Here is a 24440-nt window from a genome sequence, read left to right on the forward strand (position 1 = left end):
AAAAGCCTTCACACACGTTATCAGCGTGGTGAAGGCTTCTTTTGTCGATTATCCCGCGAAAGTGCGGATCAGCAAGTATATATTCAGACCCATAATGATAATGGCAATAAGCCACGCCAAGATGTTGAGCCACATCGGATTAACGAATTGTCCCATCTTCTGCTTGTTGCCCGTAAATTGGACGAGCGGAACTACCGCGAACGATAATTGCAGGGATAAGATGACTTGGCTGAGAATAAGCAGGTCCATCGTACCTTTTTCACCGTACATAGCCGTTACGATAACGGCAGGAATAATGGCGATCATGCGAGTAATCAAACGGCGAAGCCAAGGAGCCAGGCGGATGTTCAGAAACCCTTCCATTACGATTTGCCCTGCCAAAGTTCCCGTTAAGGTGGAGTTTTGACCGGAAGCCAGCAGCGCCACTCCGAATAAAATGGCAGCCATGGACGTCCCTAGCATCGGAGCCAGCAAGTGATAAGCTTGCCCGATTTCGGCCACGTCGGTTCGGCCCGCGGTATGGAACACGGCCGCCGCGATGATGAGAATTGCCGCGTTGATGAATAAGGCGAAGAACAAGGCGATCGTCGAATCCCATGTGGAGAAGCGGATCGCTTGTCTTTTGCCGAGTGCCGTCTGTTCATATTGGCGCGTCTGCACGATGGATGAGTGCAAGTATAGATTGTGGGGCATGACCGTTGCGCCTAATATGCCGATGGCGATATACAGCATTTCCGGGTTTTTTATGATTTCCGTCGTCGGGATAAACCCTTTCATCACGCCGCCGATATCCGGAGAAGACCAGAAGAGCTCGAACGCGAAGCATAATCCGATGGTCACAATTAATGCGATGACTAGAGCCTCGAGATATCGGAACCCTTTATTTTGCAGAAAAAGAATAATGAGTACGTCTAAGGCGGTTAATATGACGCCGTAAAGTATCGGAATATTAAATAGCAGATTTAACGCGATGGCAGCACCGATCACTTCCGCCAAGTCGCAAGCCGCAATGGCAAGTTCGCATAAAATCCATAAGCCGAAATTAACCGGTTTACTATAGTGATCCCGGCATGCCTGCGCTAAATCGCGTCCGGTTACGATACCTAATTTTCCAGATAAGGCTTGCAGGACGATTGCCATTAAATTAGATAACATGATGACGGAAAGCAAAGTATATCCAAACTGCGAACCGCCGGCTAAATCCGTTGCCCAGTTGCCCGGATCCATATATCCGACCGCAACCATATATCCAGGGCCGGCAAAGGCTAGAAATTTACGGAAGGTGGAGCCGTTCTTCGGAATCCGTACGGAACGGAAAACTTCGGGAAGCGAAGCTTGGTCCCTTTCTCTTCTCCAGCCCTTGTTAGGTTTGGACTCAGCTGCCGGGGGCGTTATTTGCGGTTCTGATACCGCTAAATCATTAGGCATTTCATTCAACTCCTTACTCGTGTTGTATAGGGTAACAAGTGTAGCGCTTGGGACATTAATTTTCCTTAGGGCAAAACTAATAATGCTTATAATATACGCTCGAAGCACGAAAAAGTAAACCGTCAAACGAAAATATTTGATTGGAAGTCGACGAAAGGAACGGATGCTATTCGGAGCGTTGGTATTGGACAGCAGAGATATTCAAGATGCCATGTACTCATTATCTCCCGCGCCTAACGCGTGGAAGGCCGTGGAGCAAGAGAATGGACTTCACTTTATTCTGGATTCTCATCGATGCTCGAAGAAGCTGGTTTATATCCAAAAGCTCGAACCTCGTGTTCCCTAAGCGTCAGGCAAAATAATAAAAGGCCCTAAGCCGGTGACTGGCTGAGGGCCTTTTATTATTTTGCAGTGTGTCATTCTTTCGAAGCTTTAAATGTCTTCATCAGTTGAACGAAATCATCTACCGCCGTCGTCATTTTTTCATTTGCATAATTCGTTCCGACTTTTACGGCGTCCACCAATTTCTTCGCATCGACCGGAGCCGGTTTAACGGCTTCCTCCAGCGCAGTTATCATTTTATCGCCGACAATATTCGCTCCGTCTTTTACAGCGTCTGCCAATTTATGGACGAAAACGGATGAGGGTTGAATCAAGCTCTCCAAAGCTTCCAGGATTTGTTTATTTTCCCCCTCTTTAACGGCAGTCGACAATTTCTGGACAAGAACGGAGGACGGTTCAACAAATTCGTCTACCGCTGACACTATTTTTCCGCTGGAACGATTCGCACCGTCTTTAACGGCATCTGCGAATTTTACGGATAAGGTTGTGAACTCCTGCAGCAATTGCCCCGTGAATTTGTGATACTCATTTTTAAAATTCGTCATACGCTTCACCTCCTCTTAATGTTGGGGTGTATATATGAACTCCAGGCAGCAGAGATTGGACGGTTACGAGTCGTTGCTTGATTCCCCGTTTGCAGTGCTCATCTTCTGCTTGATGAGATGTTGGTATTTCGAGTCCGCCGTTTGCTTTAACAGCCTGCTCCAGCAAAACTCGGCTTCCTGAAGCCGGCTAATGCGGTGGTATGCCTCGCCAAGCTCATAGATCAGCTTCTCATACGTATGATTGGGAATGCTGCCCGGGTTGCGAAGTTCCTTATCGATGAGGAAGAGGTAATCTCCGATTGCCGTTTCCGTCCGGTGGAAAAACTGCTCCGGCAGCCGATAAGCGATGTTGCCGCGCAGCATTCGGATCCTGTTGTCCGACGGTGTGGAAGCGACCGCCCCGTCAAGGAGCTTTAATCCGCGTCTCACCCATTGAAAACGTATCATCGGGTTCGATTCATCGCGTGCGATCAACGACATGATGCTGCCGTGAAATGCATCTGCGATCGGTTGTCCGGGATAATCCGTACGCAACTTCTCGAATACGCGATGGGCTTCCCAAACAGCTTTCGTGCTCCCGCCGAGGCCTTCATTATGAAGATCGACCGCTGCGGCCAACCGCTGCTCGAAGACGGCCTGATCCGACTCATTTGGGACCCGTTCCGATACTTTGTTCACTTGCTCCGACGATTTATTTGTCAAGCTGAAGCACCTTCCTTTGCCTTTGTTTTTACCAAGTTAGTGCAGTTCTCTGCCTGCAGGTACGTGCTTTGCTGCCTGAGGGGCAGCCGAGATGGCTTGCATGCCTTCTTCGTTCAGTTGGATCGATTTAACAGACCACACCTCGAATGAAGGAGGATTTTTCGCGTCGGTCTCCTCAGCCGGCTCCGATCTTAGCAGTGAAAGAAATGATCCGCTTTTTCTGTATGCTTTCACGATCGAGATAACCGTAAAGATAATAACAAACAACAAAATAAACACTGCAAAAGAAATACCAAAAACGAATAATAACGTTTCAGTTTTACTCGTCGTTTTTGTCTTCATGTTCACCTCTCCCATAAATTCTACAGTCGGAATGCCCATCACTACCAAATAATTCTATTGTGCATTTCCTATTATATGGTGAACAGTCTTTCGAAGTGTTGGGCAACTATAATGAACTGCTAGGGATGTATCCATAAACGCTGCAATTCGATGAACGCCTTATATGGGCTGCAGCACAATACACCGAATTCGGACAGAAGTTCCGCTTCTGCTTATTTCGAAGAAGCATTTGCTGGAGTAACATAAACAAGGATAATACACGGCAGGGAGGTACACCATTATGGAGTCATCGCGGGATGAAGAAGAATCGATATGGAATCAATTCATTCAACATGAACTAGACAAAGTACAGTTGGAAGAAGATTCGGATAAATCATTGGGTCACGCAATCGCACCGCAGGCACTTCAAATCGCGTTTCATCATGCGGCGTCCTATCTGATTTCACGATTGAAGAAAGATCAGGAACAGGAAGATTCTGACGGTATGCCTTTGATAGAGCCAGTAACGGACCAGCCGCTGAACGTTTCCGAACAATATGTTGATGTCGAGGAAGAGAAGTCTACCGCATCGCAAACAGCTCTGAATACGGAGTCGTTAACGGATGTGGATGACATAAAATGGCGGGAATTTATCCAGCATGAACTGAACAAAATACAGCCTCAAGACGAGGGAAAATCACCGATCAATACGATCGCTCCGGAACTGGTCCAATTCGCTTTTCGTCATCTAGCTTCGTACTTGCTCGCTCGTTTGAGGAAAACGATAGAACCTTTGAAAGGCAAGGGCTCGGGTGACGATGCTGATCGTAGGAAGAGAACCGCTGATCACGCCGTCAAGTTGGAGCGAGTACCTTCGATTAATGTTCCTCTAACGTATATGTCGAAAAGAAGCAAGAAAAGATCCGTATCCGGAAGGCATCTAAAGAGGCGTCGTCGGAGGAAAGCCGAGGCGAAAAAGAGTTTCAAGCGGAGACCAAAACCTATTGTCAGACGTTTTAACCAAGACTTGAAGAAATCCGCGGTGAAGGCAAGCCAAAAGAAGAAAATGGTTCGGAGCAAGCTCAGCCGGAGAAGACAGAAATCCTTTACGGCGAAGGATATCAACAAGAAGCTCGTCAAGCAGAGAGGTTCCTCTATTTCTCGCCCAGCATTAGCGTTATCTATAGGGTTTGATTCTCGAGTCAAGAAGGCAGGAAAAGTCATTAGCTTAAAAAAAGATCGGGTGTCGGTCGTGAAGTCGAATAATAGGTCAAGGTCCTTACTGCCGAAGGTGAATGGAAGTATATGAGGAGACTAGTTCGGAGCAGGCAGAATAATTTCCCTCAGAAGGGAGCCTATTTCCATGAATACCGGAAAGAATCACAAAATCGTTGACTGCACGGTACGCGACGGCGGCCTTGTAAACAATTGGGACTTCAGTGTCGATTTCGTCCAATACCTCTATAAATGCCTGAATGAAGCCGGCATAGATTATATGGAGATCGGCTACAAAAACTCGCCCAAGCTGCTCAAAGGCTCCGAATCCTCCGGCCCTTGGCGTTCCCTGAAAGATGATTTTCTGCATGACGTGATCGGAGAGAAGCAGACCACCAAGCTTTCGGCATTGGTTGATATCGGCCGGGTTGAAGTAAACGATATCCTTCCCCGCGAGAAAAGCCTGCTTGATCTGATTCGCGTCGCCTGCTATATCCAGGATGTCGATGAAGCGCTTAAACTGGTTCGGCAATTCCATGACCGCGGCTATGAAACAACGCTGAACATTATGGCGCTTTCCAACGTCAAGAAGAGCCATCTCGTCGAAGCGTTCAAATTGATTTCGCACAGCGTCGTAGACGTTGTATATATCGTGGATTCTTACGGCAGTTTAATGCCGAAAGACATCCGTAATTTGGTGAAGAGGTTTCAAAAGCACCTTCCGAATAAGCGTCTGGGTGCACATATGCACAACAACATGCAGCTCGGTTTTGCCAACACGTTGGCTGCCGCCGACAACGGTGTTGAACTGCTGGATTGCTCCGTATACGGGATGGGTCGTGCCGCGGGGAACTGCCCGACGGAATTACTGGTAGCACAGTTGAAGAATACAAACTACAGCCTTCGCCCCGTCCTTGACATGATAGAGAAATACATGATTCCTCTTCGCGACATAGAAGAGTGGGGCTACCTCATTCCGTATATGATCACTGGAATGCTTGACGAGCATCCGCGATCCGCTATGGCGTTTCGAAATTCCTCTGACAAGAATATGGCTCTGCAATTCTATGATATGCTGACCGTGCCCAACGTTAATTCGTAATCGGACTTCGGTCAGGTTCCGGTGGGGGCATTTATATAGCTCATCAGGCCTGAGACGCAAAAAAAGATGACTTTTGATAAAACCAAAAGTCATCTTATATCAAAGTTGAAGGACAGGAGATCATCATCGGTATGCTGTTGCTGTCCGATAGTTTCCAATCATATCATAACCCGCGCATCCGGATTTGCTTTTATGGAGGGGATCGAGTGACGAGAAAGGAAATCAAGGACATCGACTCCGGGTTCGATTTCTTGCACAGGCTGGTATTTAATATATTGCTTATAACGGATGGACGGACAACCGATATTCTCGAAACCTTGATGGACGAAACAATGTCTCTTCAGGTAGTCCGGCAGGAACAAATAAATGATGAACAAACCGCTCAACTTGGCGAAGATTTAGATGCTCCTTATTATGTAAGAGAATCCATTCTGATCGGTGCAAAGAGTCAACTCGTTATATCTCACAATATTGCGCTTGTATGTTCGAAATACTTACCGTCCCTCATGTTTGAAGCGATTGCCGCCAAACAAGAAGGGATTGGGAAGACCATTAGCACATTTGGGCTGCAAACCTCGCGCAAGGTGGTCGATTCGGGATGGAGAAAAGATACGGAAACCGTCGATTTATTTTACAAGCCGCTGAAGCTTCGTTTTTCACCAACTAAAAGCAAGGTACCATACAAAAAGTACTCGATTGATTTCGGCACACATCCAGGTATCTATTTGCTCGAATATTTTAATCCGAACATCGTTCTCCTTCGGTTGAAACAACTGCGTAACGAAAGCCATGGCGCAGATGATCAAATACCTCTAAATTGATTCTTGTGCAATAAATGGCATCCACGATCATATCGATATTGTAAACACCGTATATCTCACCGATAGACGGGATTTTTATAGTCCGGTTGTCGTCTCATGATGAACGACAGCAAGATGGGAGACCATCCGGGGGCATGATTGAATGAAGCGTTCCAGAGCGGCCAGGTTGATGGCCGCCTCAAGAGCACTTCTTTTCCCTCGGACATATATCCGGCACCACCTGGGCGAATTTCATGCTGTCCGTCGTTGTCGCGGGTCCGGGGTTGAGTAGATTAAATTGTGTACATAATTCGACAAACCTGAATTTTGCATGAGAACGACCGGCTTTTTTTCAGTGATTATTAGCTACCTCGATTACCGGAAGGGAGATACTTTTGTTCCGCTTCTTGAAGCTCTTCGGCCCTTTGCAACCGAAAAACTTCTTCTAGGGAAGCAATTTCGGACTCTGCATTCGCGATTCTCTCTTCTTGAAAAATTTGCTTTGATATTTTCTGCATTGCAGCAATAGAAGTCCTAAGATTATGATTTGCCCAGATGGCAACACTGATCCCCATATCGACAAAGCGCTTTGTCGGAGTTGCATAATATTTGGTAGGTACAATGACGACGGGAAGCCTGCCTTGCCATTCTTTCATGAACGATTCAATTTCCGATATATCCGATCGATGGCTGTGAATAAGGACAGCATCCACACCCGCTTGATGGTAAGCTTCGGCGCGCCGCAGCGTTTCTTCTAAGCCCCAGCCTGCTATGAAAGATTCGACTCTCGCTACGACCATGAAATCTTCGTCGGTTTGCGTGTCTTTCATGGCTTTGATTTTGCCGCAAAACTCGTCGATATCGGCAAGAGGCTGCGCCTGGCCGTTAATAAAGGAGTTGGTTTTCGGGAACAGCTTATCTTCGATACATACCCCTGCGATATTACGTTGTTCCAGTTTTGCAACCAATCGCCTGGCATTATTGAAATTTCCGTATCCCGTATCTCCATCGAGCAAAATCGGAATGGACGTTGCATCGCTCATAAACTCCAAAACGTCCAAAATTTGTGTCCAAGAAGCTTCGTTGTTGTCCCTGACGCCGAGGCCAGCGGATATGGATAATCCGCTGGCCCAAATCCCTTTAAAACCGGTCTCTTCGACGATTTTTGACGACAAACCGTTGTGGGCCTCCATTAGAAATTCCAAATTTCGAGAGTTAATTAGATGTTTTAATCGGGATGTTTTTCTCATAGACTAGTTCTTCCTTTTCCTGTTCTTATTTGCTAACCTTTTTGCGTATTGAAGGGGGATCAAGTAAATTTGTCTACGCGTCTTTGGTCCGTATGCCTTTCCAATAGAAACCTTTGCGGATTGAGCGTTGCATTCAATTAGCCAAATTTTCCCTTTTGAATCAACGGCGAAATCGATCCCCAGTTCTCCGAACTTCCCGTAACATCTTTCAACGCCTTTATAGACCGTGATTACAAAATCTCTGATTTTTTTGTTCAAATCTTCTATTTCATCCTTCGAGTATTCGGGAAACAAGTCTTGTAATTGATCGTCCATTTTATAAGCGCTGGCATGGGTCGTTATGGGAGAATGACTTTGACCGACCCGAACAGATATACCGGAAATATTAAGTTTTCCTTTGCCGTCTCTTTGCAATTCGGCGCGGAAATCCACAGGTTGATCTTGGCCTACCCGAATGAGATCGATAGCCTCTTGAACGATAAACTCTCGATTGCCGAAAAAGCTTTTCATTACTTTTTTCAGGTCCTTAAAATGGTCAACCTTGTTTCTGACCAAATGGTGGATAACTGCATAGCTGTATCCATAACCGCCCTCAGGTATTTTTATCGCACGCATAACCTGAGTGCCTTTTCTGCCGTAATTCGCTTTGATATATACGGTACCCAGTTTTCGTACATATTTTCTTACGTTGCTAAATCGATGAATGCTTTTGGTATAAGGTAAATACGGGCGTATATTCTCATCCTGTTTTAATTTTTGAAACAACTCGCTTTTACTAAAACGAACTAATGGATTGATTCGTGGAATACCCATTCTATCGAAACGATCTACAGTACGCCGAACGATTGCACTTGAACCGCCGCGTACATACAGGACGTCTGGCCTTCGAATCGAGCTTCTTTCCCAACGTCTTTTACGACTATTGAAGCGGATTCCGCTTATTTTTCTGCGCCTGAAATCCACATTTCTTGCGGAAAAAAAGTGGAGCGTCGTATTTGCAACTTGATTCGCTTCGGCAAGCTCCCGCATACCTTCTGTTCTTACAAGTCGTCTGCCTACGATAACACCGACAATCGGTCTCCTGCGACCGGAGGAGGATGCCATGGTTGTTACACCCCGTTTAATTTATTTGGTTCATTGACATTGGAACACTTGACGACTTTGTCACGATTTTCCGCGGCTGATCCGGCAATTCATTGACGGAGATGACGTCCGTCGTCTTTTTGTCCGGTTTATTCCAGTGCTTCTCGTTTTCCGGCAAATCATCGAACCAGGCGGCCTCTTTGGGACAATCAAGAATCATGAGTTTGCCGAACTCGCCGTCGCGCGACTGGTGGTACTTCAGATACGCTTTTCCGTTTTCAACGGCTAAAATCTCGATTTTTCCCGAAGTGTGGCTCATGCACAGCTTTACGCGTTTACCGAGGCCCGAAGTTATCGCCTTCGCTTCTTCCGCGATGCGATACACTTCTTCAAGCGAAAGGACGAATCCGCGATTACCTGCTACAGGCCGATTAACGAAAAAGTAGTAGGGTGTGACTCCAGCCCACGACAATTTATCCAATAACTCACCAAGTACGGCTGGGTCATCATTGATTCCTTTGAGAATCGGGGTTTGATTCACCACAATCGCTCCGGCATCGTATAATGCCTTAAAACATTTTTGGGCTTCAGGAGTGATTTCTCTCGGATGATTTACATGGGCCATGATGTAAATTCGCTTCTCTTTCGTGGAGTAGGTCCGGAACATATGAAGAAGTTGTTCGTCTTCGTAAATTCGCATGGGGTTGAAAACAGGCATTTTCGATCCGATTCGAATGATCTTCACATGCTCCATTGCCCGTAGGCTTTCAATAATATGACTCAGCTTTTTCGTCGATAAGATTAACGGGTCGCCGCCCGTCAGCAGCACGTTGTTAATCTCGGTATGGTTCGAAATGTAATCGAGGCCTTCCTGAATATCCGGCATGGCTTCTTTTACGTCTTCGCGAAACAGCCTTTTGCGAAAACAGAATCGGCAGTAGGAGCCGCATACCTCCGATACGAGCAGTAAGGCTGTTGTCTTGTACTTATGCTGGCATCCCTTCACGACATAGTTCGTGTCTTCATCGGAAGCATCCCAACGGCCGTATTCCTGAAGCTCATCGTTACTTGGAATCACCAGCCGTCTTATAGGATCGTTCGGATCGGACCAATTGATCAGCTTCACATAAAAATCGTTAAGCCGAAAAACGAATTTATCGATGACCTGCCGTAAGGCTCGCCTCTCATCTTCGGTTAGTTCGGGTAGGCTTCCAATGTCCGTGATATATTTTACCGGCATGGCCCTTTGACCCTCCAATCCATTAGTATCAAGACGTGCAATCCCATCATCCTTTCGAGCTTTATATCTTAGAGAATGCACCATATGTCCAATAAGTGTTGGCAAATGCGGAGTAGTCTAAAAAAAATGCGTTCTGTACGTTCGTCAGCTGCCGATACACATCACGAACTTTAGTCATGTTTCGGATCGCCAGAGGAAAGGTTGCCTCCATGTGATCGGCCACCGTCAATTCCGGTCACCTCCTCTTCCGGGATGGAAGGCGGATCATTAATCGGGGCATACGGCTGCTGGCTTGCCCATTCATCCAACCAACGAATCGCTTCGATACGCTTGGGCCAGGTTTCCTTCAACACGTTAAACATGTCCGTGTGTATGCCTGACCGAATTTGATCGGCGACAATCCATGCTTCGCGCGGCAAACGACACAGGGAGGCTATGATAAGACGTTCTTCCCGCATTAACGGGTAATGTTTTTCGTAACCGTCAAGGAGCGCCTTCATGTATGGCACCGAAAAAGCCGCAGCATTATTTAATGTTTTGGCGACTTCATAATAAGCCGAGCCGCGTCTTGCGCGCTCCCAGTCCACTAAGTAAACACCGTCCTTATGCACGATGACATTCGGACTTGTTACATCGCCATGGATGATCGAAGGTTTTTCCTTCCGTAATATCCGCTTAACGTCATGCTGCTTTAAGGTGTTCCACGCCTCTTCGGCCATAGAAAGGCATTGATCTCCACGCTCCCTAAACCACCTGCCGCTCCCGTTCCTTTTCTTTTGTATAGCCCGCAAATGGCGCGCAAACGACCGATGCCGCTTCCGAAAGCGATGGATTTCCATCTTCGAGTAGGAAGGGCGGACAGACGACCGCCGGCGAGAGATTAGATGAAGCCGTGCCAGCACTTCACCCAGCCTTTCATAATCCTTCACGCCTTCTCCCAATTGGGTACCGTCTATCCACTCCGTTACATAATAAAGCCGTCCGTTTTTTGTAATCCAATACTTTCCATTAACCGTTATAAGCCACTGAGGCATACTATCGAAATTGTGTTTTTTTAACCATGCAAGCCGGGAACAAACCCGTTTGAGGAGCCTTTGCTGGCCTTTATAGGGTTTTAGCAAAAATGAGCCCTTATCGGTAAACGCACGGTATGCAGCTTTTTTTTTATAAAGGGAGCGGCAAACATGGATTTTATTAGTATGCAGACCATAGTGCAGCACAATCGAGTTCAATCGTTGTACCAGCTGTGGATGGGCCATTGCTGGAACACCTCCAAGTCATTATCAAAAGTAAAATCCGATTGTCCCCTCTTCAGATGCTTATAAACAAAGCTGGGTTGTACAAGCCAATTCGCCATCCTATTTCAATGAGAAAAGAGACCGTGTTCGTGCGGTCTCTTCATGTTGCATCGAATAATAGCAGTATATGAACTAGCACTAGGAAAAGTTTGGACTTTGTTAAAGTGATTAGTACTATTTTTGCCGATAGGAGACTAAAAAATGTTTGGAACGCGAAGTGGCAACATTGTGCGGACGAAGTCATATGCTGTAAGACTTATCGCTCCTGTAATGGAGGTAGCCGCTTGATGAACATTTTGTTTGCTTACTACCGCTACGCCCCTCACTCTAATGGCCCGTCCATCTATATCGAGCTGACACGCTGGGAGCTGGAGCGGGAAGGGCATGTCGTGGACCTATTCACCCACGACAAGGGGTGGACGCTCCTGCAAATAGATGGCAAAGCGTCGATCGATAAGATGGATGTCAAAAAAGAAGCGATCGAACGAGCCCGCAGCCGTTACGACGCCAGCTATTCCTCGTGGATCTATTGGCGCGAGATGGAGAGGTATAGCATAGAGTTAGCTTCGATGAAAATGGATTTAGCCGGTTACGACCTCATTCACTGCCATGATTTCATGACAGCCCGAGCGTTGTCCAGGGTTAAGCCTCCGCATATTCCGTTGGTCGTCTCTATACACAATTGCAAATACAGGGAAGCTGTGTTGTCCGGCGATTACGGTACCCGGAGCTTGCAAGAGCAATTGTTTATTCAGAAAGAGGAATACATAGGGGCGGAATCGGCGGATGCCGTTATAGTCGCCTGCGATTGGCTGAAGGATGAATTGATAGGTATCGGTGTGAATCAGAAACGAATTCATAAGATTCCATATGCTGTATCCGAAGACAGATTCTCGAATAGGCAAGCAGTACCGCCGGTAACGTCGAAACCTCTTATTCTGCTATGTCCCGCAAGGCTCGTAACAATCAAAGGCCATAGCTATTTGCTTGAAGCTCTCCATGAGATTCGGCTGGAGAGGGACGACTTCGTTTGCGTTATGGCCGGGGAAGGCCCGCTATTGGATGAATTGTTGAGAATGACCGTCGCGTTAGGGCTCGAATCGGTAGTGGCCTTCCTTGGCAAACGTGGCGATATGCCAGACTTAATGAACAATAGCGATATTATCGTCCTACCGTCCCTTCACGACACCTTCCCTCTTGTCTTAATGGAAGGGCAATGGTCCGTAAGGCCCGTAGTGGCGACCGATGTCGGCGGCGTACGCGAAATCGTGACGGATGGACTGGACGGATTGATCGTCCCCCCGGGAAATTCCGCCGCTCTTGCCGTTAAGCTGCGCGAACTTCTCGACGACAAGGAGTTGCGACAACGACTCGGAGAGTACGGAAGATTGAAGGCGGAGCAGAGCTGGCGTGTCGATCATCACATACAAGGGATTAAACGGATTTACGAAAATACCACCGCGGGGGCGGCGGACACTATCGAGCGATTGCCGAACAACCTGTGGCAACTGGATGAGCCATTGCTGAATCTGATCGGTATTAGTGATTCTCCAATCCGAGAAGTTTCGCTGAAGGGAGTCCTCCCACCCGAACTCCTGTCCGAGCTCGTTTCCGAGTTTCGAGACAAGCCGCATTACATTCATTTGTTGGACGCTTCGGGAGTCGTGCTGCAAACGAGTCCGGTCGGTATGGACGGTGCGTATTCCTTTCGTCCCATTCCCATAGGAAAGTACGTCCTTAGAAGCACTCTCTTGAATTTCGGGACGAAAGCAATAACGTTGAGCTGACCCTAGGACAGAAAACCTCCGCGAGCAAGCATTTTCCGAATTTCCTCTTTGGGTATCAACTGCTCGTGAGAGCTGTAAGTTCGAACGGCTGCGGAAGGACAACCGGCATAATGGCCCTTTAGATCGGGAAACTCAATGGGCGGGAAGATAACGATGTACTTGTCATCGAAGTAATAAGCATGCTCACTCTCGTATTCGGACATCAAGATTTCGTGCAGCTTCTCTCCCGGCCGGATGCCAAGCTCGTTCCAGGCGAGCGGGCTCCCTTCGCCGAATTCTTCGTGCAATATTTCAGCGAGATCCATGATCCGGCAGGCGGGCATGGCCATGACGAACGTTTCCCCGCCGACGCCTATGGCGGCGGCTTGGAGCAACAATTCCGTTGCTTCTTGCACGGTCATAAAGAAGCGGGTCATCTTCTTGTCGGTGATGCCTAACGGCTTCCTCTCTCGCAGCTGTCGAACGAACAGTTGCAGCACGCTGCCGTTAGAGCCCAGAACGTTGCCTCCGCGGACACAGATGAACCGTGTTTGAGCATAGCGAAGGTTGGCGTACACCATCAGCTTCTCGCCGATTGCCTTCGTCATCCCGTAGAAGTTGCTCGGATCCGCCGCTTTGTCCGTCGAGACGTTGATAACCATCTTGACGTTGTTCTCGACTGCGGCTTCAATAACGTTCTGGGTACCGATAACATTCGTCTTCAGCGCTTCGTTCGGCTGATCCTCGCAAATAGTCACGTGTTTCAGTGCAGCCAAATGAAACACGTAATCGATGTTCTCGCATACTTCCATGATCGCTTGGCTGTCCCTAATGTCCCCGATCCGGAATTCGACTCTTCCGTCGCTAAGCTCGCGGTTCATTTCCACCTGGGCTTTCTCATTGCGGGAAAATACGATGATTCGTCTCGGCTCGTGAGTGAGCAATTGACGCACTAACTCGTATCCCCATGACCCGGTGCCCCCGGTGATCAATACGTTCGTATTGTGAAACAAGTTAAACCCTCCTATCATTCTTCTGAGTCGGAATCGCGCAGTTGGATTCCTTCAAACATGGCGGTCCAGAGGGAGTCGTTGCCAAGCCAGATTTCCGCATTGGGCAGCTTTACAGCGCACACTTTCTCGAGCGGCCAGTTCAGTTCCACGATTCCTCCGACGTTGTCGTGAATAACGTGCAAAATTCGGAAATCGTGTTTGACGATTCCGGAGAGCGCTTGTTGAAGAGCCGCGACGTCCTCGAAATCACCTTCCGTTCTTACATACAGGATTTTCTTGCATGTCTGCGCCTTGTCAAGAAAGCGTGCAATGCGCCGGTTGTATTTCTCCATGACTTTGCTATATCCGGACAGGTTGGAAATCGTATTGTCATTGAGGCGGAAATCGTGATTGGATACGAGGTTGTACCCATTGTCTTTGACGCAAATAAAATCTTCATAGGCCATCCCGAGCACCGTCAAGTTCTCGTAATCGAAAAAGCCGATGAACCGGTTGCGAAGGAGCAGGTTCACATCCGACAAGTTAGAGGAGCTCATCCAGTCTAGTACGCCCGAGAATGGACGAAGCCCATTTTTCTTAAGCTGCAAGGAGCTTAGGCATAGGTCGCCTAAACTAAACGTGGCGTCATACTCTCCTTTGAGATCGTCAAGTCTCATACTCTATCACCTCTTCGGGTTGCTTTCGTTGTTCTCGTACTCGCGGAGCAAATGTTGAAGGCCGTCGTAAAGTTCGATTTGAGGTTTCCATCGGAGCAATCGGAAAGCTTTCATATTGTCCAGGCAGCTGTTCCGGATGTCGCCGATTTTCGCGGAAGTGTGAATGGCGGGGATAGGCACACCTCTCAGATGGAGTAGAATACGGACCAAATCGTTGACGGACGTTCGCGTTCCCGTACTCACGTGGATCGTCTCTTGATGACCAAGGCCTACGGCCGCTGCGTTGGCGCGCACGACATCCGTTACGTGCACGAAGTCGCGCGTCTGCGCACCGTCCCCATGAATGCGGAGAGGAGATCCATTGAAGATCCGGCTGGTGAAGACGGAGACGACGCCCCCTTCTCCCTTGGGGGTTTGGCGGGGCCCGTACACGTTACCAAATCTTAGAATGGTGTACGGAAGACCATAGAGTGAATGAAACGTTCGGATATAGGATTCGGCCGTAAGCTTGGAGATGCCGTAGTAACTGATGGGAGCCGCCGGATCTTCCTCGGTGAGCAGTTCCTTCTCCATGGCGCCGTATACGGCGCAGGTGGAAGCGAAGATGAATTTACTTACGGAGCCGTCGCGGCAAGCTTCCAGAACGTTAAGTGTTCCTGCTATATTGACGTCTGCATCGAACCCCGGCTCCTGCAACGAGCGTTGGACATCGGCCTGCGCGGCTAAATGGAAGACGACGTCGGGCTTCTCTAGGGTGATCAGTTGGCGGCACTTCTCGCTTCGGATATCAAGGATATGAAGAGCAGCATCCGAGTGGACATAGCTGTGCGATCCGGAAGACATGTCGTCGATGACATGAACCGCATAGCCGTCCGTCAGCAGCCGTTCGACCAAGTGAGAGCCGATGAACCCGGCGCCGCCTGTCACCAAAGCTTTCACTGCGCATCATCCTCGCCTTTTCTTGGTTTGGCGGGATGAGCAGTTTCCTTATTCAGCAACCGAATCGTCTCCGGATCCGGAATAACGTATCTTAGATTTAAGGAAGCTACGATCCGTTGCCATACTTCCTGATCCACAAACACGCCTGGAGCGGGGCTGCGGTTGCCGAACAGGGAAGCATAGTGGTCCGCGGACATCGGTTCAAACACTTTGATCGTATCCGGATGGGGCAGCACGTAATCGGATGGCAGGGCAGACTGAATCCGACCCCACACTTGTCCATCCACGGTTACTCCGGAATCGGGCGCCGAGACTGCGAATAAAGAGTTGAACGAGTCGCCCTCCACCTCTACGGAAACGGAGGGCTCAACCGGCCCCGGTGAAGGCTCCGTACGTTTTTTACTGAGCTTGGTTATCAGCCATCCGAATCCCGCCGATACGAGCTTGTTAATCCACACCCAAAACCAATTGACCCACGGTTTCACTCGATTCATCTTCGTCCACGCTTCCTTTCCTCTTGGCGATGGCTTCCTCGTATAGGAAAACCATTCGGCGCACCATCTTATCCAGATTCCAATGGGAGGCTGCCCAGAATTTGGCATTTCTACCGAGTTCCCGTCTCAATTCTTCGTTCTCCAGCAGTTTGTGGAGGTAACGGCTTAGCTTTCCGGAATCGGCAGGGGGAAAGAGAAGTCCCGTTTTATAATGCTTCACCATCTCGGGAAGTCCGCCAGCTTCGCTCACGACGCAAGCTAACCCGGTGTGCTGAGCTTCGATAAGAGAGAGAGGCTGATTGTCGATAAGGCTTGGCATGACGAATATATCTGCGAGAGTGAGCATGTACGGGATACCGTCCTGTTTGCCCCAAAAAACGACGTCGTCTCCTAGTCCGAGCGCTTTCGCCTGCACCCGGAGAGGCGCTTCTTTCATGCCGTGCCCGACAATCCAGCACACCCAATCGTTACGCTTCTTCTTCAACTCGCCGAGCGCGTCGATCAAGAAGTTGACTCCTTTGACGTCAACGAGCCGACCGGTATAAATAATGACTTTTTTGTTCTTAGGCTTGACGATCGGAAGCTCATCTTTCATTTTCCGTTCGAAGGATTCGGAGTCGAACCCATATTGAAAGACACGAATTTGATGGGGGTCAACATTGAATTCCGAAGGGAGGATGTCTCTTAGCCATTTATTGGCGACGTTCGTAATTTCCGCGGAGACGGCGCCCGTGTGCTCTAGAGCGTCATAGTAAGCACGCGCCATGTACTCGGTGTCGGATTTGTGAATCGTCTTCAACTGCAGCCGGATCTCATGGGCGACGCAGCCGTGAAGAGTGGCGACCATCGCGGTATGCTTGGGTCGAACGCGGCTGATGCAGGCCGTCGAGATGACGTCCTGGGTATGAATGACGTCGTATTTGTCCAGACCGAGGTACGCGGCCGACAATTCGTATACGTAACGTTGGAACTCGGCGTAATTGACCAGTTTGTTCACGTGCAGCGCCGGATAAGCCCCTGAGTTAAGCTTAGCGTTAAGTAGCGGCATCAGCTTGTTCTTGGGCAGTCTCCGATTTTCGTTGACAATATAGACGTACGATTTCTCCTCGTCATCGCCATTGCCGAGCATGTCGACTTCATGACCGAGAGATTCTAGCTTTGCTTTCAGTTGGGTCATGTACCCCCACACGCCTCCAACATGAGGGACCGGCCAATAAGTCGCCAGCAAGATTTTCATACGAGCCTCATCTCCCTTTTTCTTACAGAATATTAGAGGCGGCTCCAATTGGTGTAGATTCATATCTTGCAAACTGCGTCCATTTTCGAAAGTCTAGACATTTTCATAGACGAAAGCGTCTCCGTTTAAAAGGAAGAGACATGATATAAAGAGACTTTGATTTTTAAAAAGTTAATCTGATAGAAGAAAAGGGAAAACAATAAAATGACCATTCAAAATTTAGTCATAAATTGAGGTTTTCTTTATGGGACGTCGCCGGGGATGGAATGAATCGGATGCAACAGAAATAGTATTAACTATTCCGGTAAAGAGATGAGGCTTGATATGTCTGGTTTTGCAGCGAGGTTCATCGATAATCCATATGCCTTCTTCAGGGAGGCCAGGCAGCGGCACCCAGTGCTGTGGCAGGAATTTTTCGGCGTACCGATGTGGCTGGTGACCGGTTATAAAGAGGCGGAGGCGCTCCTGAAAGACGCGCGCTTTATTCGCGAAGTCAGGAAAGCCGACACGTCCGGTCACCAGCCGGTTCATTTGGAGAGCAGCCCGCCTGAAGTCGGGCTCATGCGTAATATGATGCTGTTCCGCGACGCGCCGGATCACACGAGACTCCGCAATCTGGTGAACAAAGCGTTCACACCGCGAATGGTACAGAAGCAGAGCTCCATCATCGAGAGCATTGCAGACCATTTGCTGGATGAGTGCCGCGCAAGGCCGCAGCACGAACTGATCCGTGATTTTTCGCATCTGCTTCCGGCATTCGTAATCGCTGAGCTGCTCGGTGTGCCGAAGGAAGACCAGAGCTTCTTCCGGAAATGGTCGAACGTGTTCTTCCAATTTATCGATTTTAATCCGTCTATGGAAAGACTGGAGAGCATGACCAGAGATATCGAGGATGCAAAACGATACTTCGAGACGCTGATAGAAACCAGACGAGAGCATCCCCGGGACGACCTGATCAGCGGGCTAATTGTGGCCAAAGAAAAGTATGATCAGTTAAATACGGAAGAGATGGTCGCCACCTGTCTGCTGCTTGTGTTCGCCGGGTATGAAACAACGGGCAATCTGATTACGAACGGATATAAACTGCTCCTTGATCATCCCAGCATGTACGATATGCTGCGCGGTAACGCTGCTTTGTTTCCCGCTGCCGTGGAAGAAACGCTGCGCTATGAACCGCCCATTCTGATGGTCTACCGGGTCGTGAGCGATGATCTCGTCTTTGCCGGTCAATCGATGCAGCAAGGTCAGGTCGTCATGATCGCGCTTGCCGGCGCGAACCGTGACCCCTCTGTCATGAATCAGCCTGAGGATTTCAATATCGTTCGTTCCGATTGCAAGCATTTGTCATTCGCATCAGGCCCGCATTACTGTCTGGGAGCTCCGCTGGCTAGGCTCGAAGGCGAGATTGCCCTCCGGAAGCTGGTGACACGCTTGGAAAAACCGGAAATTATCGGTCAGCCCCAAAGGAAACAATCTGTCATTTTTCGCGGTTATGAATCGCTTCATATCCGTGCTGAGGTCGTATAACGTCAAAGGATTCAGACCATTGGTCCGAATCCTGATATCGCCGCCGGAGAAAATCGGCGCGGCGGAGCAGATAGGAAGGCATGACGAGTATACGGGATCCGTATGCCCTCAGCCTTCTTTTTTTGCTGCCAAAAACGAGGAGGAAGTAAAATTAACGACCGCCCCCAGTGAAGTACCGGGAAACGGTCTCTGAATGCCGCGAAACGAGCCATGTTGATTAGGGAGATACCGAGTGGTCGTTTGGATTGATACCGTAATACGTGAGGACAATTGCACCCTTTTTATAGTAAGTTCTTGCTGATCTCTGAGATTTGGACACTTTTAACTACATGCCGCGCGGACTGGATGAATATGGGATGTAGTCCATACAGACGTTAAACCCGCTTCTGCCTAATTTCCTTAATCGATTATTTTACCCTGACCAAAAAGAGAAAACTCCCATATTGTGTAGAAGATCATTTGGTGAAAAGGGATTAGGATGAGCCTTAGCAACACGGATCCTGCTCATACAAACACATCTATGATCTCGATCACTTCTCCCGAAGTTGTGGAACTGTCCAAGCTTTTGGAAAACACCTATCGGCTTGTAAATATCTCGTTTATGAATGAATTCGCGTAGTTGAGCGACAGTCTGAACATCGATGTGTGGGAAGTCATCGAAGCAGCCGATACCTAGCCTTACGGGTTTCACGCTTGCGCATTTTGGGCGGGGGGACTCATTAGTTATTGCGTATTAGAATGAAGAGGAGGATATGCATGAGAACCCAGTCTCACAAGATGACGGTGTCGATCGACGAGCATACATCGCATTTGGAGCAATTAAGAACGTTCTTCGATCAATTGGACGAAGAAGGAAAAACAATCGAAAAGCTTCCGCGCGAGTTGCGCGAACAATATCAACTGAAAGCAATAAACGTGACGCTAGAGCATATCTGGAACCATAACGCATTTTATCGGCAAGCGCTGGAAGAAGCTGGATTCAAGCAGCCTTCGATCGATAATCTCTCGCAGTTGGCTTCCGTCCCGCAGTTAAATAAAGAAGTCATTCGCGGCGACAAATTGAAGCTGCTATGCGTCGAACCGAAGGAGATCGGCCAGGTTCACCTCACAAGCGGAACATCCGGTAAGCCGATTTATACGTCGTACACGCTGGCCGACCAGTACGTTTACGATTTATTGCCCAAATATTTGGAGTTATTTCCGGAGTCGGACAGCGATATAACTGCGATCGCCCTTCCATACGAGTTCGCGCTCCCCGGTCTCGGTTTTCAACGATTATTCCAATTCGCTTTCGGAACCGCGATTCTATCGCTCGGCAAAGGCGGATACATGGCACCGATCGATAAATCGCTGGAGCTCATGAAGGAATTTCAAGCGACTGTGCTTGTCACTACGCCTTCATATGCTGCGCTGTTGGCGGAAGAAAGCGAGCGCTTCGGCATTGAGCTTGGCCGTGATATTCCTCTGCGGAGAATACTGCTTACCGGGGAAGGGTGTTCCAACACCTTTCGCAATCGGTTGGAAAAATGGTGGGGATGCGAAGTATCGTTCTTTTACGGATCGACAGAGTGCGGCGTAATAGCCGTCGAGTGCAAGGAGCATAAAGGTTATCACGTCATGGATGGACATGTGAAAGTGGAAATTATCAATTCCCAAACAGGCGAACCGCTCAAATATAATGATACCGGCGAAATCACCGTAACGACCCTTCTGCGCGAAGGAATGCCGATGGTGCGTTACCGGAGCGGAGACGTCGGTTATTTGCAAAAATCGAAGTGCAGGTGTGGAATTACAATGGACGTATTGCACCTTCGAGGAAGAATGGAAAATATGTTAACCCTGGATGGCAACGAATACTCGCCGTTTTTCCTGGAGCATTTTCTGATGGAAATTCCCGAAGTGAGCTTATGGTATCACTTCATTGTGGATAATGAACGCTTGACGATCGAAGCTGAGCCGTTTCGTACGGCATTAACAGATGAGCAATTGGCGGCCAAAATTCACAAGCATATGTTAGATCACATAGGAATCGATTGCAATGTTGAAATTAAGCGCTCTTTGCCCCGTACTTTCGGCAAAGCCACCCGCATTTACATGCAATGACGAAACCTCCCGCAGGCTCACCGGCCAAGATTGGGAACTTCATGCTGCTAATTGGGGAGGAGTTCCGTTATGGATGAAGTTTCAACCTCGGTAGCCCGATGGGCTGCAAAGGATCCGGAGCGAGCCGCAGTTATAGATGAATATGTAACCCTTTCGTATGGAGTTCTGAACGAACGCGCCAACCGTTGGGTTGGCGCTTTTCAAGAGGCTGGGGTTACGCCGGGCGATGGGGTTCTGCTGATGCTTCCCAACCGCGTCGAGTTTATCGAAGTGTTGGTCGCAACTATACGGGCGGATGTCGTGCCGTATTTCATGAATTCCAATGTTGCCTATTATTCGGCCAAAGACATTATCGATTTGGCGGCTTCCACGAATGCACGATTGTTGATTACGACTCGTTCATTCATGAGGGAGCTGGCACTTCATAAGGAGGGTCCTTTCTGGGTTTGGTGTGTAGAAGAGGTTGACGTCTCCAAGTATCCGAATACCAGAGCGCCATTGACCGGGCTAGGTACTGACATCGTGTTCTTCACATCGGGAACGACTGGAACACCGAAAGGAATTTTCGTCAACAAATCCGTCTTTAATTTAAGGCTGCCGGCAAACAGTCACGTAATTGAACCGCGTCATCATTTGTTGATAAAACCGCTCACTTTCCGCGGAAGCATGACAACAGCGTGCAACATTCTTCAAGAGGGCAATACGGTAGTCGTAGCCAGGCAATCCAATCCCGCTAAATGGATGGAATTGATTGAACGGCATAACATTTTTTTCATTAATTTAGGTCCTAGCGACTTCATGAGATGGTTGGATGATCTGGAAAGTATCGGAGCCAAGTTTCCGTCATCGGTGAAGCATATCATGACGATCGGCGAGCCGTTAACGAGCGCATTGAAATCGAGAATAAAGGGTCTGCCGGCGCACCTGCAGGTCACCGATTTATACGGTACCAGCGAGGCAGGGGCGATTACGATGATCAATGACCACGAATGGGCCGGTAAGGACGGTTCATGCGGGCGACCCGTCTTTTTCATTACCATTAGGATTGTGGACGAGAATGACAGGGAACTGCCCGCCGGAGAGGTCGGAGAAGTATGGGTCAAGACGCGTTACCGGATGAGGGAGTATTATGGCGATCCGGCGGCGACAAGCGAAACGTGCGTAGGCGATTTTGTCAGGACCGGGGATATGGGCTTCCTCGACGAACAAGGTTATTTGTACTTGTGCGGTCGCAAGCACGATATGATCAAGCGCAGCGGATTTCGGATATTCCCCGTAGAAGTGGAGAACGTGCTTCGGGAAGCGCGCGGAGTCGAGGATGCCGTTGTCATTGGCATCCATCATCCCGAACGAATGCAGGAACCGATCGCTTTTATCCGTTTAAGCGAACCGTTGAATGCAGAATCGGAAGCGAAGAAGAGGCGTGAAATCCTTGCGTTCTGTGAAAGTCGTCTCGCTCGCTATAAAGTCCCAGCTTGGGTTTGGTTTGTTAAGGAAATTCCGCTGAATGCCGCGGGTAAGGCCGACCGCCGTCAGTTGGCGCAAAGGTTGGTACGGACTAACGAAAGCGGCTGACGCCGTGCATATTGAGAGGAGCGTATCCTGAATGTCTGAGACCCATATGGAGCGGGATCTGAGATTTCGTGATTTGCTTCTGCGTATCTCGAAATCACCTCTGTATAAAGAAAAATTGGCGGGGTACGACATGGAAAGCATCCGATTGGACCAGATGCTGTCGCTACCCTTAACTTCGAAAGAGGATCTTCGAATGGCCGGCGCCTTCGGCCATCTAGCCGTCGATATGAAGGAAGTGGCGCAATACCACGAATCGTTCGGAACGACGGGAGAGCCCTCCGCTTCTTGGTATACCAAGGAAGACTTGGAAACCGGCGGAAGGCAGATGAGAGACTGCGGAGTACGATTAACCCCTGACGACATCGTACTGATTCGGTTCCCTTATGCGATGTCGCTTCCCGCGTTCCTAATGCAGCATGCTTCAAGGCAAGCCGGCTCAACTACCGTTCCGGCCAGCAGCCGTACACCGGTTACGCCTTACCCCCGGGTGCTAGAGCTTATGAGGCGCCTTGACGTCACCGTTATGGCGGGGCTTCCCCGGGAGATGGAACTGTTAGCCGAGACGGCAAGGCTGCTTGGATCGGATGCGAAATCGGATTTTCCCGCTTTGCGGTCGATTTGCGCTGCCGGTGAATTGATGAGCGAGCCTCGTCGGAAACATATCGAGAAGTTATGGGGCGTCCCGGTATTCAACCTATACGGTTCCACCGAAACCGGTAATATCGCTGCGATGTGCGAGTATGGTGTCATGCACATCGTGGAACAAGATTACGTGGTTGAAGTGTTGAACGAAAATGGTTCCGTACCCGCGGCCCAAGGGAAAAGGGGATTCGCATCGGTGACGACGCTGTCTCATCAAGCATCCCCGTTGCTTCGCTATTTTAACGAGGACATTATCACCATCGAACCCTGCCAATGTAATTGCGGCCGCAGCGGAGGCAGTCTGGTTCATTTCGGCCGGCGCAAGGAACGGATCTCATTCGGAGCGTTGGTATTGGACAGTAAGGATATTCAAGATGCAGTATACTCATTATCTCCCGCGCCGGATGCTTGGAAGGTCATGGAGCAAGAGAACGGACTTCACTTTATTCTGGATTCTCATCGATCTTCGGAGTGGTCGGAAGAGAATGTTCGGGTTCATTTGACAAATCTATTGGGCGTGCCCGTTACCGTAGAGTTCGCTGACGATGGCGTGCTGTTGGACCGCGGCGAGCTTGTACGCAATACCCCTTCGAAGAAGCCGGTTTATATCCAAAAGCTAGGACTCCACATTTCCGGAATTGCTTTCGTCGACCCGGTGCGTGATTTGCTTGACCAGGGACGCCGAAAGCTGGCAGGCCGCGATTTTCATGAAGCCCGGGCATTGTTTGAGAAAGCAGTGGCTTTAGATGCCAACAGCGCGGATGCGCATGCTTGGCTCGCTGCGGCATATGGCCGCTTGATTGAAGCGGGTATCATGCTGGAGAAGATGAGACTGCTTCCGTTTCTGGAAAACGAGATCACGGCGGCTCTTGCAATCGATTCGACGCATCCTTTCGCAAGAAGAATCAACGGAGCAAGACTATTAAACACGCCCGAAACGCTTGGAGGGGATCCGGCTGCGGCCGCGAAGGAATTTCAATATTGCATAGAACGAGGGATGGACGAAGCTGATATATGGGCATCGCTTGGCGAGTGTCTTATCAAGATGGGGGAGCCGGAAAAGGCTAAGGCTGCATTGAAGGAAGCATTGGCTCGTGAGCCGAAGCATGAACAGGCAAAAGATTTAATGGAGCAGGTTTCTTAGACTTTCAAAGCGGCTTGA

The 24440-nt window shown here is 49.0% G+C and carries 21 protein-coding genes and 2 pseudogenes; 9 read left to right on the forward strand and 14 right to left on the reverse strand.

The window, feature by feature from the left end; genetic code table 11:
- Window positions 1-48 precede the first annotated feature (48 nt).
- From K7P76_RS32215 to K7P76_RS32230, 4 genes are all read right to left on the reverse strand, one after another.
- Window positions 49-1428, reverse strand: coding sequence for an Nramp family divalent metal transporter (locus K7P76_RS32215; protein WP_232190200.1), 1380 nt, complete (start codon window positions 1426-1428; stop codon window positions 49-51).
- Between the two features lie 416 nt (window positions 1429-1844).
- Window positions 1845-2315 carry a hypothetical protein gene (locus tag K7P76_RS32220; RefSeq protein WP_232190201.1) on the reverse strand — a complete coding sequence of 157 codons (471 nt, stop codon included), beginning with the start codon at window positions 2313-2315 and terminating at the stop codon, window positions 1845-1847.
- Window positions 2316-2378: 63 nt separating this feature from the next.
- Window positions 2379-3017, reverse strand: coding sequence for a hypothetical protein (locus tag K7P76_RS32225; protein ID WP_232190202.1), 639 nt, complete (start codon window positions 3015-3017; stop codon window positions 2379-2381).
- Between the two features lie 36 nt (window positions 3018-3053).
- Complete coding sequence (locus tag K7P76_RS32230) at window positions 3054-3359, reverse strand: hypothetical protein (RefSeq protein ID WP_232190203.1); 306 nt, start codon at window positions 3357-3359, stop codon at window positions 3054-3056.
- A gap of 280 nt (window positions 3360-3639) precedes the next feature.
- Here K7P76_RS32230 and K7P76_RS32235 point away from each other — a divergent pair, with 280 nt between their 5' ends.
- From K7P76_RS32235 to K7P76_RS32245, 3 genes are all read left to right on the forward strand, one after another.
- Window positions 3640-4647 carry a hypothetical protein gene (locus K7P76_RS32235; RefSeq protein ID WP_232190204.1) on the forward strand — a complete coding sequence of 336 codons (1008 nt, stop codon included), beginning with the start codon at window positions 3640-3642 and terminating at the stop codon, window positions 4645-4647.
- A gap of 54 nt (window positions 4648-4701) precedes the next feature.
- Complete coding sequence (locus K7P76_RS32240; protein ID WP_232190205.1) at window positions 4702-5655, forward strand: aldolase catalytic domain-containing protein; 954 nt, start codon at window positions 4702-4704, stop codon at window positions 5653-5655.
- A gap of 206 nt (window positions 5656-5861) precedes the next feature.
- The gene (locus tag K7P76_RS32245; RefSeq protein WP_232190206.1) at window positions 5862-6476 is read left to right on the forward strand and encodes a 4-hydroxybenzoate synthetase; all 615 of its coding nucleotides are present in this window, start codon (window positions 5862-5864) and stop codon (window positions 6474-6476) included.
- 13 nt (window positions 6477-6489) lie between these two features.
- On the opposite strand, the pseudogene K7P76_RS33825 reads toward K7P76_RS32245, so the two are convergent.
- The 5 genes and pseudogenes from K7P76_RS33825 to K7P76_RS32265 all read right to left on the reverse strand — a co-directional run.
- Window positions 6490-6711, reverse strand: a pseudogene (locus K7P76_RS33825) (hypothetical protein); the annotation flags it as partial.
- 106 nt (window positions 6712-6817) lie between these two features.
- Window positions 6818-7705: a phosphoenolpyruvate mutase gene (gene aepX, locus K7P76_RS32250; RefSeq protein WP_232190207.1), complete on the reverse strand. Its 888-nt coding sequence runs from the start codon at window positions 7703-7705 to the stop codon at window positions 6818-6820.
- A gap of 3 nt (window positions 7706-7708) precedes the next feature.
- Window positions 7709-8809 (reverse strand): YheC/YheD family endospore coat-associated protein, encoded by a 1101-nt coding sequence (locus K7P76_RS32255; protein ID WP_232190208.1) that lies wholly within the window; start codon window positions 8807-8809, stop codon window positions 7709-7711.
- Between the two features lie 16 nt (window positions 8810-8825).
- The gene (locus tag K7P76_RS32260; RefSeq protein ID WP_232190209.1) at window positions 8826-10028 is read right to left on the reverse strand and encodes a KamA family radical SAM protein; all 1203 of its coding nucleotides are present in this window, start codon (window positions 10026-10028) and stop codon (window positions 8826-8828) included.
- Window positions 10029-10198: 170 nt separating this feature from the next.
- The gene (locus tag K7P76_RS32265; RefSeq protein ID WP_232190210.1) at window positions 10199-11287 is read right to left on the reverse strand and encodes an aminoglycoside phosphotransferase family protein; all 1089 of its coding nucleotides are present in this window, start codon (window positions 11285-11287) and stop codon (window positions 10199-10201) included.
- 326 nt (window positions 11288-11613) lie between these two features.
- Between K7P76_RS32265 and K7P76_RS32270 the strand changes: the two genes are divergently transcribed.
- Complete coding sequence (locus K7P76_RS32270) at window positions 11614-13113, forward strand: glycosyltransferase family 4 protein (protein WP_232190227.1); 1500 nt, start codon at window positions 11614-11616, stop codon at window positions 13111-13113.
- Window positions 13114-13115: 2 nt separating this feature from the next.
- On the opposite strand, the gene K7P76_RS32275 is transcribed toward K7P76_RS32270, so the two are convergent.
- Genes K7P76_RS32275 through K7P76_RS32295 form a run of 5 tightly spaced genes read right to left on the reverse strand, consistent with a single transcriptional unit; the run spans window position 13116 to window position 17431 of the window.
- A complete protein-coding gene (locus K7P76_RS32275; protein ID WP_232190211.1) occupies window positions 13116-14105 on the reverse strand; it encodes an SDR family NAD(P)-dependent oxidoreductase in 990 nt (329 codons plus the stop codon).
- Window positions 14106-14119: 14 nt separating this feature from the next.
- On the reverse strand, window positions 14120-14761 hold the full coding sequence (locus K7P76_RS32280; protein WP_232190212.1) for a DUF1796 family putative cysteine peptidase: 642 nt from the start codon (window positions 14759-14761) through the stop codon (window positions 14120-14122).
- 6 nt (window positions 14762-14767) lie between these two features.
- On the reverse strand, window positions 14768-15700 hold the full coding sequence (locus tag K7P76_RS32285) for an NAD-dependent epimerase/dehydratase family protein (protein WP_232190213.1): 933 nt from the start codon (window positions 15698-15700) through the stop codon (window positions 14768-14770).
- Window positions 15697-16194, reverse strand: a complete 498-nt coding sequence (locus K7P76_RS32290; protein ID WP_232190214.1) for a hypothetical protein — start codon at window positions 16192-16194, stop codon at window positions 15697-15699. The genes K7P76_RS32285 and K7P76_RS32290 overlap by 4 nt, the downstream gene beginning before the upstream one ends.
- Complete coding sequence (locus K7P76_RS32295; RefSeq protein ID WP_232190215.1) at window positions 16148-17431, reverse strand: glycosyltransferase family 4 protein; 1284 nt, start codon at window positions 17429-17431, stop codon at window positions 16148-16150. Before K7P76_RS32295 ends, K7P76_RS32290 begins: the two co-directional genes overlap by 47 nt.
- 324 nt (window positions 17432-17755) lie before the next feature.
- Here K7P76_RS32295 and K7P76_RS32300 point away from each other — a divergent pair, with 324 nt between their 5' ends.
- From K7P76_RS32300 to K7P76_RS32315, 5 genes and pseudogenes are all read left to right on the forward strand, one after another.
- Window positions 17756-18958, forward strand: a complete 1203-nt coding sequence (locus K7P76_RS32300; RefSeq protein WP_232190216.1) for a cytochrome P450 — start codon at window positions 17756-17758, stop codon at window positions 18956-18958.
- Between the two features lie 514 nt (window positions 18959-19472).
- Window positions 19473-19631 (forward strand): annotated as a pseudogene (locus tag K7P76_RS33570) (UDP-N-acetyl-D-glucosamine dehydrogenase); the annotation flags it as partial.
- An 83-nt stretch (window positions 19632-19714) separates the two neighbouring features.
- Window positions 19715-21061 (forward strand): phenylacetate--CoA ligase family protein, encoded by a 1347-nt coding sequence (locus K7P76_RS32305; protein ID WP_232190217.1) that lies wholly within the window; start codon window positions 19715-19717, stop codon window positions 21059-21061.
- Window positions 21062-21130: 69 nt separating this feature from the next.
- Window positions 21131-22636, forward strand: a complete 1506-nt coding sequence (locus tag K7P76_RS32310) for a class I adenylate-forming enzyme family protein (protein WP_232190218.1) — start codon at window positions 21131-21133, stop codon at window positions 22634-22636.
- Between the two features lie 31 nt (window positions 22637-22667).
- The gene (locus K7P76_RS32315) at window positions 22668-24422 is read left to right on the forward strand and encodes an AMP-binding protein (protein ID WP_232190219.1); all 1755 of its coding nucleotides are present in this window, start codon (window positions 22668-22670) and stop codon (window positions 24420-24422) included.
- The last annotated feature ends 18 nt before the right edge of the window (window positions 24423-24440 follow it).

Source organism: Cohnella silvisoli (assembly GCF_021190915.1).
Taxonomy (GTDB): Bacteria; Bacillota; Bacilli; order Paenibacillales; family Paenibacillaceae; genus Cohnella; species Cohnella silvisoli.

Coding starts and splice junctions, on each gene's coding strand:
- K7P76_RS32260 (WP_232190209.1), bottom strand. CDS start 10,028: ATGCCGGTAAAATATATCACGGACATTGGAAGCCTACCCGAACTAACC.
- K7P76_RS32215 (WP_232190200.1), bottom strand. CDS start 1,428: ATGCCTAATGATTTAGCGGTATCAGAACCGCAAATAACGCCCCCGGCA.
- K7P76_RS32240 (WP_232190205.1), top strand. CDS start 4,702: ATGAATACCGGAAAGAATCACAAAATCGTTGACTGCACGGTACGCGAC.
- K7P76_RS32295 (WP_232190215.1), bottom strand. CDS start 17,431: ATGAAAATCTTGCTGGCGACTTATTGGCCGGTCCCTCATGTTGGAGGC.
- K7P76_RS32280 (WP_232190212.1), bottom strand. CDS start 14,761: ATGAGACTTGACGATCTCAAAGGAGAGTATGACGCCACGTTTAGTTTA.
- K7P76_RS32300 (WP_232190216.1), top strand. CDS start 17,756: ATGTCTGGTTTTGCAGCGAGGTTCATCGATAATCCATATGCCTTCTTC.
- K7P76_RS32255 (WP_232190208.1), bottom strand. CDS start 8,809: ATGGCATCCTCCTCCGGTCGCAGGAGACCGATTGTCGGTGTTATCGTA.
- K7P76_RS32305 (WP_232190217.1), top strand. CDS start 19,715: ATGAGAACCCAGTCTCACAAGATGACGGTGTCGATCGACGAGCATACA.
- aepX (WP_232190207.1), bottom strand. CDS start 7,705: ATGAGAAAAACATCCCGATTAAAACATCTAATTAACTCTCGAAATTTG.
- K7P76_RS32290 (WP_232190214.1), bottom strand. CDS start 16,194: ATGAATCGAGTGAAACCGTGGGTCAATTGGTTTTGGGTGTGGATTAAC.
- K7P76_RS32270 (WP_232190227.1), top strand. CDS start 11,614: ATGAACATTTTGTTTGCTTACTACCGCTACGCCCCTCACTCTAATGGC.
- K7P76_RS32235 (WP_232190204.1), top strand. CDS start 3,640: ATGGAGTCATCGCGGGATGAAGAAGAATCGATATGGAATCAATTCATT.
- K7P76_RS32310 (WP_232190218.1), top strand. CDS start 21,131: ATGGATGAAGTTTCAACCTCGGTAGCCCGATGGGCTGCAAAGGATCCG.
- K7P76_RS32230 (WP_232190203.1), bottom strand. CDS start 3,359: ATGAAGACAAAAACGACGAGTAAAACTGAAACGTTATTATTCGTTTTT.
- K7P76_RS32315 (WP_232190219.1), top strand. CDS start 22,668: ATGTCTGAGACCCATATGGAGCGGGATCTGAGATTTCGTGATTTGCTT.
- K7P76_RS32265 (WP_232190210.1), bottom strand. CDS start 11,287: ATGGCCCATCCACAGCTGGTACAACGATTGAACTCGATTGTGCTGCAC.
- K7P76_RS32220 (WP_232190201.1), bottom strand. CDS start 2,315: ATGACGAATTTTAAAAATGAGTATCACAAATTCACGGGGCAATTGCTG.